Source organism: Sphingomonas sp. MM-1 (assembly GCF_000347675.2).
Lineage (GTDB): Bacteria > Pseudomonadota > Alphaproteobacteria > Sphingomonadales > Sphingomonadaceae > Sphingomonas_E > Sphingomonas_E fennica.
Window position 1 is genome coordinate 170922 of the sequence record NC_020561.1, and the last position, 13044, is coordinate 183965.

At 66.2% G+C, this 13044-nt stretch carries 13 protein-coding genes; 11 read left to right on the forward strand and 2 right to left on the reverse strand.

What is annotated here, in order from left to right; translation table 11 throughout:
* Positions 1-90: 90 nt before the first annotated feature.
* Entirely contained in the window at positions 91-1185 is a 1095-nt protein-coding gene (gene ald / locus G432_RS00860) for an alanine dehydrogenase (protein ID WP_015456913.1), read from the reverse strand.
* Between the two features lie 135 nt (positions 1186-1320).
* On the opposite strand from ald, the gene G432_RS00865 reads away from it, so the two are divergent.
* The 3 genes from G432_RS00865 to G432_RS00875 all read left to right on the forward strand — a co-directional run bounded on the left by G432_RS00865 (position 1321) and on the right by G432_RS00875 (position 4480).
* Positions 1321-1806, forward strand: coding sequence for an Lrp/AsnC family transcriptional regulator (locus G432_RS00865; RefSeq protein ID WP_236626827.1), 486 nt, complete (start codon positions 1321-1323; stop codon positions 1804-1806).
* A 123-nt stretch (positions 1807-1929) separates the two neighbouring features.
* On the forward strand, positions 1930-3849 hold the full coding sequence (locus G432_RS00870) for a potassium transporter Kup (RefSeq protein ID WP_015456915.1): 1920 nt from the start codon (positions 1930-1932) through the stop codon (positions 3847-3849).
* A 25-nt stretch (positions 3850-3874) separates the two neighbouring features.
* Positions 3875-4480, forward strand: a complete 606-nt coding sequence (locus G432_RS00875) for a hypothetical protein (RefSeq protein ID WP_015456916.1) — start codon at positions 3875-3877, stop codon at positions 4478-4480.
* Here G432_RS00875 and G432_RS00880 read toward each other — a convergent pair.
* Entirely contained in the window at positions 4453-6135 is a 1683-nt protein-coding gene (locus G432_RS00880; RefSeq protein WP_015456917.1) for a putative bifunctional diguanylate cyclase/phosphodiesterase, read from the reverse strand. The genes G432_RS00875 and G432_RS00880 overlap by 28 nt on opposite strands.
* Before the next feature lie 243 nt (positions 6136-6378).
* On the opposite strand from G432_RS00880, the gene ffh reads away from it, so the two are divergent.
* From ffh to G432_RS00920, 8 genes are all read left to right on the forward strand, one after another.
* Positions 6379-7842 carry a signal recognition particle protein gene (gene ffh, locus G432_RS00885; RefSeq protein ID WP_187294021.1) on the forward strand — a complete coding sequence of 488 codons (1464 nt, stop codon included), beginning with the start codon at positions 6379-6381 and terminating at the stop codon, positions 7840-7842.
* Between the two features lie 49 nt (positions 7843-7891).
* On the forward strand, positions 7892-8323 hold the full coding sequence (gene rpsP / locus G432_RS00890) for a 30S ribosomal protein S16 (RefSeq protein WP_015456919.1): 432 nt from the start codon (positions 7892-7894) through the stop codon (positions 8321-8323).
* A 62-nt stretch (positions 8324-8385) separates the two neighbouring features.
* Positions 8386-8856, forward strand: a complete 471-nt coding sequence (gene rimM / locus G432_RS00895; protein WP_015456920.1) for a ribosome maturation factor RimM — start codon at positions 8386-8388, stop codon at positions 8854-8856.
* A 69-nt stretch (positions 8857-8925) separates the two neighbouring features.
* Positions 8926-9201, forward strand: coding sequence for an AbrB/MazE/SpoVT family DNA-binding domain-containing protein (locus G432_RS00900; protein ID WP_015456921.1), 276 nt, complete (start codon positions 8926-8928; stop codon positions 9199-9201).
* Entirely contained in the window at positions 9198-9578 is a 381-nt protein-coding gene (locus tag G432_RS00905) for a type II toxin-antitoxin system VapC family toxin (protein WP_015456922.1), read from the forward strand. The genes G432_RS00900 and G432_RS00905 overlap by 4 nt, the downstream gene beginning before the upstream one ends.
* On the forward strand, positions 9575-10315 hold the full coding sequence (trmD, locus tag G432_RS00910) for a tRNA (guanosine(37)-N1)-methyltransferase TrmD (protein WP_015456923.1): 741 nt from the start codon (positions 9575-9577) through the stop codon (positions 10313-10315). Before G432_RS00905 ends, trmD begins: the two co-directional genes overlap by 4 nt.
* Before the next feature lie 3 nt (positions 10316-10318).
* On the forward strand, positions 10319-10699 hold the full coding sequence (gene rplS, locus G432_RS00915) for a 50S ribosomal protein L19 (protein WP_015456924.1): 381 nt from the start codon (positions 10319-10321) through the stop codon (positions 10697-10699).
* 115 nt (positions 10700-10814) lie between these two features.
* Positions 10815-13028 carry a S9 family peptidase gene (locus G432_RS00920; RefSeq protein ID WP_041864744.1) on the forward strand — a complete coding sequence of 738 codons (2214 nt, stop codon included), beginning with the start codon at positions 10815-10817 and terminating at the stop codon, positions 13026-13028.
* Positions 13029-13044: the final 16 nt, after the last annotated feature.

Below are 13044 nucleotides of genomic sequence, written 5' to 3' on the forward strand. Positions count from 1 at the left end.
ACGACAAGGCCGGGATCGCCTTCCCCGGATAAGGGACTGGGGGAAGGCGATCCCGGCCTCCTGCCGGAACTGACGGGGGATGGGGGGGAGTCAGTTCAACGGCAGGTTAAGGGCTTCGGCGACGGCCGCGTGGCGGATCTTGCCGGCGGAGATGTTGAGGCCGGCCGCAAGGTGCGGATCGGCTGCCATCGCGGCTTCGGCGCCGAGATTGGCGATCTTCAGCGCGAAGGGCAGGGTGGCGTTGTTCAGCGCGAAGGCGGAGGTGCGGGCGACGGCGCCCGGCATGTTGGCCACGCAATAATGGATCACGCCTTCCTCGACGAACACGGGGTCGTCATGGGTGGTGGCATGGCTGCTTTCGAAGCAGCCGCCCTGGTCGATGGCGATATCCACCATCACCGAACCGCGCTTCATCGTCTTCAGCATGTCGCGCGTCACCAGCTTCGGCGCGGCCGCGCCCGGAACCAGCACCGCCCCGATCACCAGATGGGCCTTGCGCACCGCCTCGGCGATCGCCGCCTTGGAGGCATAGGCCGTCTTGATCTGGCTGGAAAAGAACATGTCCAGCTCGGCCAGCCGCTCGTTATTGATGTCGTAGATGGTGACGTCCGCGCGCATGCCGACGGCCATCTGCGCGGCATTCACGCCCGCCACGCCGCCGCCCAGGATGGCGACGCGCGCCGGCGCCACGCCGGGCACGCCGCCCAGCAGCACGCCGCGCCCGCCCTGTTCCTTCTCCAGATAATGCGCGCCCACCTGCACGGACATGCGGCCGGCGACTTCGGACATCGGCTTCAGCAGCGGCAGCCCGCGATTGCTGGACGTCACCGTCTCATAGGCGATGCAGGTCGCGCCGGATTTCATCAGCCCTTCGGCCTGCGGCTTGTCGGCGGCGAGGTGTAGATAGGTGAAAAGGATGTGGCGCGGCTCCAGCAGCGCGATCTCGCCCGGCTGCGGCTCCTTCACCTTCACGATCATGTCGGACTGGGCGAACACCTCCGCCGGGGTCGCGACGATGCGCGCGCCCGCGTCGATATAGTCCTGGTCGCTGAAATCGATGCCGTCGCCGGCCCTGGTCTCCACCACGGCCTCGTGGCCCGCGGCCACCAGCTCCGCGACGGAGGCGGGCGTCAGGCCGACGCGATATTCGTGGTTCTTTATTTCCTTGGGTATGCCGATCCGCATGACCGCCTCTCCATCGCAATCCTGATGGCAAAGGAATATAACTCGATAGCGCCCGCAAATCCGTGCAAAGATGGGTGCTGCTCATCAGGATATACGCATGGTTCCGTCATGAAGGCCCCGAAAATCGGAGGATTGATGCAAGGAAGCCCGGATGGGCAGATCGACCGAGTCGATCGCGGCATCATGAAGATGCTCGCGGCCGATGCGCGAACCTCCGTCAGCCGCATTGCCGAGCGGGTAGGGCTTTCGCAATCGGCCTGCACCCGGCGCATCCAGGCGATCGAATCCACGGGCCGGATCAGCGGCTATGGCGTGCGCTTCGGCCTGCGCCGCATGGGCTTCCGCGTGACGGCGCTGGTGGACATCACCCTCAACACCCAGGTGGAGGAGGAGCTTGCCCAGTTCGAGCGCGCGGTCGCCGGCATCATCGGCGTGGTCGAATGCAACCTCGTGTCGGGCGCCAACGATTACCGGCTGAAGATCATCTGCCGCGACCTCGACGATTATGAACGCATCCATCGGGAACATCTGGGGAAGCTGCCGGCGGTCAGCACGATCAACAGCAGCTTCGTGCTGCGGTCGATTCCCACGCGGAGCGAAGCCGATGCGATGCTTGCCTGAGGTGGACCGATCCGGCGGGCGTTGCGGGGGGCATGGCCCCATGCTAGGGGCCGCGCCGGTCGCCGCCTGCTGGGGCAATAGGGGTGGACGCCGTTCCGTGGACAGAACAGGGTCCATTCTTCGATGAGCAGTGAATCGATCGAGCATCATGCCGGTCACGGCCACGCGCCCGAGGGCGCCGGCCTGCTGAAACTTTCGCTGGGCGCCATCGGCGTCGTCTTCGGCGATATCGGCACCAGCCCGCTCTACGCTTTCCGCGAAACCTTCGCGGGCCATCATCCGCTCACGCCGGACGAGCTGCATATCCTCGGCGTCCTCAGCCTGATCTTCTGGTCGATGATGCTGGTGGTGACGATCAAATATGTCTCCATCATCATGCGGGCCGACAATAAGGGGGAAGGCGGCAGCCTGGCCTTGCTGGCGCTGATCAACCGCCGCGCCCAGAACAAGCGCTGGTCCAACGGCATCATCCTGCTGGGCGTGTTCGCCACCGCCCTGTTCTTCGGCGATTGCATGATAACGCCCGCCATGTCGGTGATGTCGGCGGTCGAAGGCCTTACCGTCGTCGAAAGCGGGTTCCAGCCGCTCGTCCTGCCGATCTCGGTGGGTATCCTGATCGTGCTGTTCATGATCCAGTCGCACGGCACCGCCCGGGTCGGCATGCTGTTCGGGCCGATCATGGTGATATATTTCCTGGCGCTGGCGACGCTCGGCCTCATCCATATCGCCGCCGATCCCACCATCCTGCGCGCGCTCAACCCGCTATACGCCATCCGTTTCTTCTGGACGGACGGCTGGACGGCCTTCCTCGCGCTCGGCAGCGTCGTGCTGGCCGTCACCGGGGCCGAGGCGCTCTATGCCGACATGGGCCATTTCGGCCGCAACCCCATCCGCGTGTCATGGATGGCCTTCGTGCTGCCCGCCCTGATGCTCAACTATCTGGGGCAGGGGGCGATGATCCTGGCGATGGACGCCGCCACCGCGGCGGAGGCGATCCACAACCCCTTCTTCCTGCTGGCGCCCGACGAGTTCCGCCTGCCGCTGGTGCTGCTGGCGATGGCCGCCACCGTGATCGCCAGCCAGGCGGTCATCACCGGCGCCTTCTCCGTCACCCATCAGGCGATCCAGCTCGGCTTCATCCCGCGCCTGCGCATCACCCACACCAGCGCCAGCACGGTCGGCCAGATCTATATCCCGGTGATCAACTGGTCGCTGATGGTGATGGTGATCCTGCTCGTGCTGAGCTTCCAGACCTCGTCGAACCTCGCCGCCGCCTACGGCATCGCCGTCACCGGCGCGATGCTGGTCGATACCTTCCTGCTCGCGGTCGTGCTGTTCAGCCTGTGGCACTGGAACAAGCTGTGGGCGGGCTTCCTCGTCGCGATCTTCTTCCTGGTGGATATCGCCTATTTCACGGCGAACCTCACCAAGGTGCCCGATGGCGGCTGGTTCCCGCTGTTCGTCGGCTTCGTGGCCTTCACGCTGCTCACCACTTGGGCGCGGGGCCGCTATCTGATGATCGAGCGGATGCGCGAAGCCGCGATGCCGGTGAAGGTGTTCGTGAAGTCGGCGGTCAGCTCCGCCACCCGGGTTCCCGGCACCGCCGTGTTCATGACCTCCACGCCCGAAGGCGTGCCCCACGCGCTGCTCCACAATCTGAAGCACAACAAGGTGCTGCACGACCGCGTGATCCTGCTCACCGTGAAGATCGAGGACATGCCCTTCGTCGATTCCGACAACCGGGTCGCGATGGAGGATCTCGATCAGGGCTTCTACCGCGTCGTCCTGCGCTTCGGCTTCATGGAGGAACCGGATGTGCCGCAGGGGCTGGCCAGCGTCACGGGTTGCGGGCCGAAGTTCAAGATGATGGACACCAGCTTCTTCCTCGCCCGGCAGACGCTGCTGCCCTCGTCCCACCCCGGCATGGCGATCTGGCGGGAAAAGCTGTTCGCCTGGATGCTGCGCAACGCCGAAAGCGCGATGGAATTCTTCAAGCTGCCCACCAACCGCGTGGTGGAACTCGGCAGCCAGGTGGAGATTTAGTCTCCACCTGAAAGGCGGGACGCGGATGGAGGATATCGCCGGCTGGATCGCCCCGGCCGCGACGATGGTCGCGGCGATGATGACGGCTGCGAATCTCGGCTCGCGGATCACGGGCTGGGGGTTCGTGGTCTTCACGATCGGGTCGGTGGCATGGACGGTGGTGGCGATCTCCACCGGCCAGCGGAACCTGCTGGCGGCCAATATCTTCCTTTCGGGCGTCAACCTGATCGGCATCTGGCGCTGGCTGGGGCGCGAAGCCCGGCTCGACGATGGCGCCAGGGCGGCGCGGAGGCACAGCCGCGCCGCTGCCGTGCCGGATCTGTTCGCGATAACCGCCATGGAAGGGCAGCCGTTGAAGGGGCTGGACGGTGCCCATCTCGGCTCCGTCGCGGGCGCGACGGCGGAGGTCGCGAGCGGCAGGATCGCCTATCTGCTTGTCCGCATAGGCGGCGTCGCCGGCATCGGGGAGAGCTTTCGCGCCCTTGGCTGGGATGCCGTCACGCCCGAGGGAGGCGGCTTCCGAACGGCCCTTTCGGAACCGGCGCTCGCCGCTTTGCCGGAAGTGGACCCGGCATGCTGGCCTGCCGCCGCAGCGGACCTTCCTCAGCCGAAGATGCGCGGCCCTTCATAATCGGCCACACCGGGGCCGGCCGCCGGGCCGCGTCCGGGCAACAGCATGCCATGTTCCGCCAGCAGCCGGCGGACCTGGTTGACGGTCATCGGCTTGCCATAATGCCAACCCTGGCCCTTGTGGCAGCCGATCGCCTTCAGCTGCTCGATGATGCCCGCATCCTCGATCCCCTCGGCGGTGATCGGCAGGCTCAGGCTTTCGCCCAGCCGGGTGATGGCGGTGACGATCGCGGCGCTTTCGGGGTTGTCGGTCATCGACAGCACGAAGCTCTTGTCGATCTTGATCCGGTCGAAGGGCAGCGCCCGCAGATGCGCGAGGGAGGAATATCCGGTGCCGAAATCGTCGAGCGCCAGCCGGATGCCCTGATTCTTCAGGCTGCCGATGATCGATTGGGCAAGCCCGAGGTTGTCGAACAGCGATGTCTCGGTGATCTCGATCTCCAGCCGGCTGGCGGGAAAACCGGTCTCGACGAGGAGCTTGACGATCTTCTGCGCCAGCCATGGGTCCTTGAGCTGGCTGGGCGAGATGTTCACCGAAAGCGTCAGCGCCGGGTCCCAGCCCTTTGCTTCTTCGAACGCCTGCCGCATCACCGATGTGGAAAGATCGCCGATCAGCCCGCATTCCTCGGCGATCGGGATGAAGATGTCCGGGCCGATCACGCCCTGCACCGGATGGTCCCAGCGGGCGAGCACCTCGAAGCCCTGTATGCTGCCGGTCGAAAGATCGATCTGCTGTTCGTAATAGGGCACGAACTCGCCCTTGGGGATGCCGTCGCGCAGGCCCGCCTCGATGGCGTTGCGTAGCTGCAGCTCGCGCTCCATCGACGTATCGAACCAGGCCACGCGATTGCGGCCGCCGCGCTTCGCCGCATACATGGCGATGTCGGCGCGGCGCATCAGCGCTTCCATCTCGCCGCATTCCCGTTCCGACCGGGCGATGCCGATCGAGGCAGTCACATGCGCGCGCGCGCCGTCGAGATCGAAGGGGGAGGATAAGCGGGCGGCGATGCCGTCGGCCATGGCGTCGATATGGGCGGTGCTGCCGGCCTCGGTCAGGACCGCGCAGGCGAATTCGTCGCCGCCCAGCCGGGCGACCAGCGCGCCGGGGGGCAGGGCGCCCTCGATCGCGGCGGCGCAGGCCTTCAGCAGCTTGTCGCCGACGCCGTGGCCGTGCAGGTCGTTCACCGTCTTGAAATGGTCTAGGTCGATCATCATCACCGCCATGGCGCGGTTGCGGCCGGCCCTTGCCAGCAGCGCGGCGCCGCCGTCCCCGAGCGACCGGCGGTTGAGCAGGCCGGTCAGCGGATCGCTTGCCGCCAGCGAATGGGCGCGTTCCTCCGCCACGGCGCGTTCGGACACTTCATGCTGCAGGTCGCGATAACGCCGCCAGCCGAACAGCAGCAGGGCGATGTTGAGGATGACGGCGGTGGTGAGCAGCCGATCGCCGTCGCTGACCGCCACGTCGCCCATCAGCCTGCCGAAGAAGCGGCCCATCATCGTCCCGCCCGTCCAGGCGAACAGCAGGATCGCCGCGACCGTGATCCCGCCCGTCACCATATCGCGGCGGGCGCTGGTCAGCCCCGTCAATTTTCGCGCGTTGCGCCGCCAGATGCGCCAGGCCAAGGACCGCTCCCATTGGGTGTGATGGCTCTCCATCGGCCCCAAGGGGTGCAAATTCTGTTAAACCCGCAAGAAAAAGGGGATGGAACCGCGCAATTGCCGTAACGGCAGCTCGCCTGCCTTGCGTTCGCGCCCGCGATCGGCTAGGCGGCCCCGGTTCGTTCCGCATCGAACGCGACGTTGAAGCGCCCGAGGGTGCACGCTGGCCGGCGAGGTTTCGCCCGCCGGCGTATTTGCGTTTGGAGCGGGATGGAAGGGTTTAACGGCCGGAGTGTGGCGATGTTCGAAAGTCTGAGCGAACGGCTTGGCGGCGTTTTCGACCGTCTGCGCGGCCGTGGCGCGCTGAACGAGGCGGATGTCCGCGCGGCCATGCGCGAGGTCCGCATCGCCCTGCTCGAGGCGGACGTGGCGCTCCCGGTCGTCCGCGAGTTCGTCGACAAGGCGACCGAGAAGGCCGTCGGCCAGCAGGTCCTGAAATCGGTGACGCCGGGCCAGCAGGTCGTGAAGATCGTCAACGATGCGCTGGTCGAGATGCTGGGTGCCGAGGCATCGGACCTCGATATCGATGTCACGCCACCTGCCGTCGTCATGATGGTCGGCCTGCAAGGCTCGGGCAAGACGACCACGACGGCCAAGATCGCCAAGCGGCTCACCGAAAAGGGCCGCAAGAAGGTGCTCATGGCATCGCTGGACGTCAATCGCCCGGCCGCCCAGGAACAGCTCGCCACGCTCGGCGCCCAGGCGTCCGTCGCCACCTTGCCGATCGTCGCCGGCCAGCAGCCGGTCGATATCGCGAAGCGGGCGCTCCAGGCCGCGAAGCTCCAGGGCTTCGACGTGGTGATGCTCGACACCGCCGGCCGCCTCCACGTCGATCAGGCGCTGATGGAGGAGATGAAGGCGGTCGCCGAGGTTTCGGCCCCGCATGAAATCCTGCTCGTCGTCGACTCGCTGACCGGCCAGGACGCCGTCAACGTCGCCAAGAGCTTCTCGGAACAGGTGCAGCTCACCGGCGTGGTGCTCACCCGGATGGACGGCGATGCCCGTGGCGGCGCCGCGCTGTCGATGCGCGCCGTCACCGGCAAGCCGATCAAGTTCGCCGGCACCGGCGAGAAGCTCGACGGGCTGGAGCCGTTCCAGCCCGCGCGTGTCGCCGGCCGCATCCTCGGCATGGGCGATGTCGTCAGCCTCGTCGAAAAGGCGGCGGAGACGATCAAGGTCGAGGAGGCCGAGGCGCTCGCCGCCAAGATGGCCAAGGGCCTGTTCGACATGAACGACCTGCGCGCCCAGCTCAACCAGATGAAGCGCATGGGCGGCCTCGGCGCGCTCGCCGGCATGTTGCCGGGCGTCAAGCAGGTGAAGCAGGCGATGTCCTCCGGCGCCGTCGACGACAAGATCCTCGTCCGCATGGATGCGATGATCTCGTCGATGACGCCCAAGGAGCGCACCAAGCCGGAAATCATCAACGCCAAGCGCAAGATCCGCATCGCCAAGGGCAGCGGCACCACCGTGCAGGAAGTGAACAAGCTCCTGAAGATGCATCAGGAAATGTCCACCGCGATGAAGAAGATCCGCAAGATGGGCGGCCTCAAGGGTCTGGGCGCCCTCCTTGGCAAGGGGGGGCTGGGCGGCGGCCTCGGCGGATTGATGGGCGGCGGCGGCGGTATGCCGCAGCTTCCGCCCGGCGGCCTGCCCGGCCTCGGCGGGGCGCTCCCGCCCGGCTTCGACAAATTCGGCAAGAAATAAGCATTCCCAAACCGTTCAATCCAATCCAGTTCAACAGAAGGAAGTCACCATGTCCGTTTCCATCCGTCTCGCTCGTGGCGGCGCCAAGAAGCGTCCTTACTACCGCATCGTCGTCGCCAACTCGCGCGCTCCGCGTGACGGCGCCTTCATCGAGAAGATCGGCACCTACAACCCGCTCCTCTCGAAGGACGATCCCGCCCGCGTGACCGTGAATGTCGAGCGCGCGAAGCATTGGCTGGCCGTCGGCGCGCAGCCGACCGACCGCGTCGCCCGCTTCCTCGACGCCGCCGGCGTGAAGGAGCGTGCGGCCCGCAACAACCCGAAGAAGGCCGAGCCGGGCGAGAAGGCCAAGGAGCGCGCCGAGGAGCGTGCGGCCAAGCTCGCCGCTGCCGAGGAAGCCGCCAACGCCCCGGCCGAGGAAGCGCCCACCGCCGAAGCTCCGGCCGAGGAAGCTCCGGCTGTGGAAGCCGCCGAGGGCTGATTGCGGCATGAGGCGCGGGGCCGCACGCCGCGCGCCTCATCCTGGTGAAGGGAATGGATGGGATGCACGATCGCCCCGTGACGCTGGCGGCCATCATCGGCGCGCACGGCATAAAGGGCGAAGTGCGTCTCAAGCTCTTCACCGATGATCTTGCACCTTACACCACGCTTCACGCCGGAGACCGCGCCTTCACGCTGAAAAGCGTGCGGCCCGGCTCCAACGGCGCCGTGGCGCGCTTCGCCGAGATCGCCGATCGCGATCAGGCGGAGGCGTTGCGGGGCGTGGCGCTCACCGTTCCCCGATCGGCGCTGCCGCCGCTGGGGGAGGGCGAATATTATCATGTCGACCTGATCGGCCTGCCCTGCGTCGCCGATGGCGTCGATCTGGGCACGGCGGTGGCGGTCGAGAATTTCGGCGCCGGCGACATCGTCGAGATCGAGCGGCCCGGCGGCAAGCGCTTCATGGTGCCCGTCGCCGCCGCCGTCACGGTGGAGCCCGATCGCCTGCTGATCGATCCCGCCTTCGTGGAGTAGGTGTGCGCCCCGCAGGTTGCGAGGCCGTGGCAACAAGCGTATATACATTTTGTATATACGGAGATCGTGATGGGCGAGGAATATCGCGCCAAGATATTCAAGTCCGGCAATTCGCTGGCACTGCGCTTGCCGAAGGCGCTCGGCCTCAAGGAAGGGCAGGAGATGATCGTGCGCGAGGAGCAGGCGAAATTCACCTTCGAGCCTGTCGAGCCGCCGAAGAAGAATCTCGACATCAGCGGCTTCTGGGGGAAAGCGCCTTGGCTGGAAGCTCCGCTGCGCGAGGATTTCGAGGAGCGGCCGAGCACGATCGCGCGTCGCGAAAAAGAGGCTCGCGACAAAGCGTGATCCGATTCCTGATCGATTCCGATTGTGCCGTCTACGCCATGACGGCGCGATATGAGGGGCTTGGCCGGCGCCTCTCCCAATGCGAGCCAGGCGAGGTGGGCATTTCCGCGATCAGTTTTGCAGAGGTCGCCCTTGGTTCAAGCAATGGCAAGCCGCCGCCGCGAGATGTGCTGGCTGCTTTCATCCAAGCCATTCCTCTACTTCCTTTCGATGAGGCGGCCGCCCGGGCCTATGCCCAACTGCCGTTTAGGCGCGCCCGCTTCGATAGGCTGCTGGCAGCGCATGCGCTGAGCATCGGGGCGACTATCATCACCAACAATGAAGGTGACTTCTCGGATGTCCCGGGATTGACGGTCGAGAACTGGACATTGCCATGACTTTCGCCGCCACGATCCTCACCCTTTACCCGGAGATGTTTCCCGGTCCGCTGGGGCTTTCGCTGGCCGGCCGCGCGCTGGGCGAGGGCAAGTGGGTCTGCGATCCCGTGCAGATCCGCGATTTCGCGACGGACAGGCATCGCTCGGTCGACGATACGCCGGCGGGCGGCGGCGCGGGCATGGTGATGCGTGCCGATGTGCTGGCCCGGGCGGTGGATCATGCCGTGGATCGTCAGCCCGGCGTGCCGGTGCTGGCGATGACGCCGCGCGGCCGCCCCCTCACCCAGGCGCGCGTGCGCGACCTGGCGGCCGGCCCCGGCGCAATCATCCTCTGCGGCCGTTTCGAGGGGATCGATGAGCGCCTGTTCGAAGCCCGGCCTATCGAGCCTGTGTCGATCGGCGACTATATCCTTTCGGGCGGCGAGATGGCCGCTTTGGTGCTGCTGGATGCTTGCATTCGGCTGCTTCCCGGCGTAATGGGCGCCGCTTCAAGCGGGGACGAGGAAAGCTTCGAAAGCGGCCTCCTCGAATATCCGCATTATACCCGACCTGCCGAGTGGGAAGGGCGCACGATCCCCGAAGTGCTGCGATCTGGGGATCATGCGAAGATCGAGGCGTGGCGCATCGCCATGGCCGAGACGGATACAAGGCTAAGGAGGCCGGATCTTTGGGAGCGCCACGAGGGTGCTCGGGTCCAGTCTCCCTCTGGCGCGCGGCAACAGAAGAAGGAGCGGTGAGCCATGAACCTCATCCAGACGCTCGAAGCCGAGCAGATCGCCAAGATCACCGAAACCAAGAAGATTCCCGAATTCCGTCCGGGCGACACGCTGCGCGTCGGCGTGAAGGTCGTCGAAGGCGAGCGCACCCGCGTTCAGAATTATGAGGGCGTGTGCATCGCGCGCTCGAACAAGGGCATGGGTTCGTCCTTCACCGTGCGGAAGATTTCCTTCGGCGAAGGCGTCGAGCGCGTGTTCCCGCTCTATTCGCCGAATGTGGAATCGATCGAGGTCGTTCGTCGCGGCGTCGTCCGTCGCGCGAAGCTCTATTATCTGCGTGGCCGCACCGGCAAGGCCGCTCGCATCGCCGAGCGCCGCGACACGCGGGTTGCCGCCGAAGCCTGATCGCTTCAGCGCATCTTCGAAAAATCGGGCGCGGGTGGCATGCCATCCGTGCCCTTTTTCTTGGGGGGGCATCCTCCCTCTTGCCTCCCCGGCGCTTCATCCCGATAAGCCGGCGATGCTCCGCATTCTCGCCCCCGCCGCCCTGATCGCGGCCGCAGCCCTCGTCCCCTCCACCGCCTTTGCCGAGAAGATCACGCTCGAGCGGCTGTTCGCCAGCCCGGCCATCGCCGGACCGACGCCGCGCCTGCTGAAGCTTTCGCCCGACGGCCGCCTCGCCACCCTGCTGCGCAACCGGCCGGACGATGCCGAGCGCTTCGATCTCTGGGCGATCGACACGCGCACCGGCAAGGCGCGCATGCTGGTCGATTCCCGAAAGGTCGGCACGGGCGCCGCGCTGTCGGAGGCCGAGAAGATGCAGCGCGAACGGCTGCGCATCGGCGGCAGCAAGGGCATCGTAGCCTATGATTGGGCGCCGGACGGCCAGCATATCCTGGTTCCGCTCGATGGCGATCTCTACCTCGCAGACCTCGCCGGCGGCGTGCAGCGGTTGACCGACAGCCCGGAAACGGAGCTGGACGCCACGGTCAGCGACAAGGGGCGCTTCGTCTCCTATGTCCGCGAAGGCAATCTTCACGTCATCGATATCGCCAGCCGCGGCGATCGCGCCCTGACCACGGATGGCGGCGGCACGACGAGCTGGGGCGTCGCCGAATTCGTCGCCAATGAGGAGCTGGATCGCCGCCGCGGCCATTGGTGGGCGCCGGACGACAGCCTGATCGCGGTCGCCCGCGTCGATGAAAGCAAGGTCGAGGTCTCGTCCCGCGCGGCGATCGGCGCGGAAGGCACGACCCTTTTCCAGCAGCGCTATCCCCGCGCCGGCACCCCCAATGCGGCCGTGGAGCTGTGGCTTATGAAGCCGGACGGTTCGGGCCGGGTGAAGGCCGATCTGGGAACCGATCCCGATATCTACATCGCCCGCGTCAACTGGCTGCCGGATGCGAGCGCGATCCTCGTCCAGCGCCTCAATCGCGCGCAGGACAGGCTCGATATGCTGCGCGTCGACGCCCGCACCGGAGCTTCCACGGTCCTGTTCAGCGAGACGGCGGAAACCTGGGTCAATGTGAACGGCAATCTCCACGCGTTGCGCGACGGCGGCCTGATCTGGTCGTCCGAACGGGACGGCTATGACCATCTCTATCTGTGGAAGGACGGCGCCTTCCGCCAGCTTACCCACGGCAAATGGGCGGTGGAGAAGCTGGTCGGCGTCGACGAGAAGGCCGGCCAGCTGTTCTTCACCGGCTTTGCGGACAGCACGCTCGAACAGCATCTCTACGCGCTCGACTATCGGCAGGGCGGGGAACCCCGCCGGCTGACCGCGGCCGGCACCTGGAACGATGCGGTGATGGACGGCGCGGCCGCGCGCGCCATCGTCACCACCACCCGGCCCGATCAGCCGAAGCAGGTCTGGCTGGCCGATGCCGCCGGCAAGCGGCTTGCCTGGATCGAGGAGAATGCGGTCAAGGGCAGCCACCCGCTCGCCCCTTATGTCGGCGATCTGGTGAAGCCGGCCTATGGCACGATCAAGGCGGCCGATGGCGCCACCGACCTCGATTATGCGATGCTTGTCCCCCCCGGCTTGAAGCCGGGGGAAAAGGCACCCGCCTTCGTCTTCGTCTATGGCGGGCCGCATGCGCATACGGTGAAGCGCGATTTCTTCGATCTCCGCATGCAATATCTCGCCCAGCAGGGCTGGGTGGTGTTCATGCTCGACAATCGCGGCATGGGCGATCGCGGCAAGGCGTTCGAGGATCCGATCCACCTGCAGATGGGCAAGCCGGAGGTGGCCGATCAGCTGAAGGGCGTGGAATGGCTCAAGGCCCAGCCCTTCGTCGATCCTGCCAAGGTTGCGGTGATGGGCTGGTCCTATGGCGGCTACATGACGCTGAAGCTGCTGGAAGCGGCCCCCGGCACCTTCGCCGCCGGCGTCTCGGTCGCCCCCGTCACCCGGTGGGAGCTTTACGATACCGCCTATACGGAACGCTATCTCGGCAATCCGGCGAAGGACAAGGCGCCCTATGACGGTGCCAGCGCCCTCGATAATGCCACCGCCATCGCCGATCCGCTGCTGCTGGTGCATGGCATGGCGGACGACAATGTGCTGTTCGAACATTCGACCGCGCTGATGGCGAAGCTGCAGGATGCGTCCAAACCGTTCGAAACCATGGTCTATCCGGGCAAGACCCACTCCATCTCCGGGCAGGCGACCAGCCTGCACCTGTGGCGGACGATCGAAGCGTTCCTGAACCGCACGGTGAAGGCCGCCAAATAAGGGGAGGGGGGCTTCC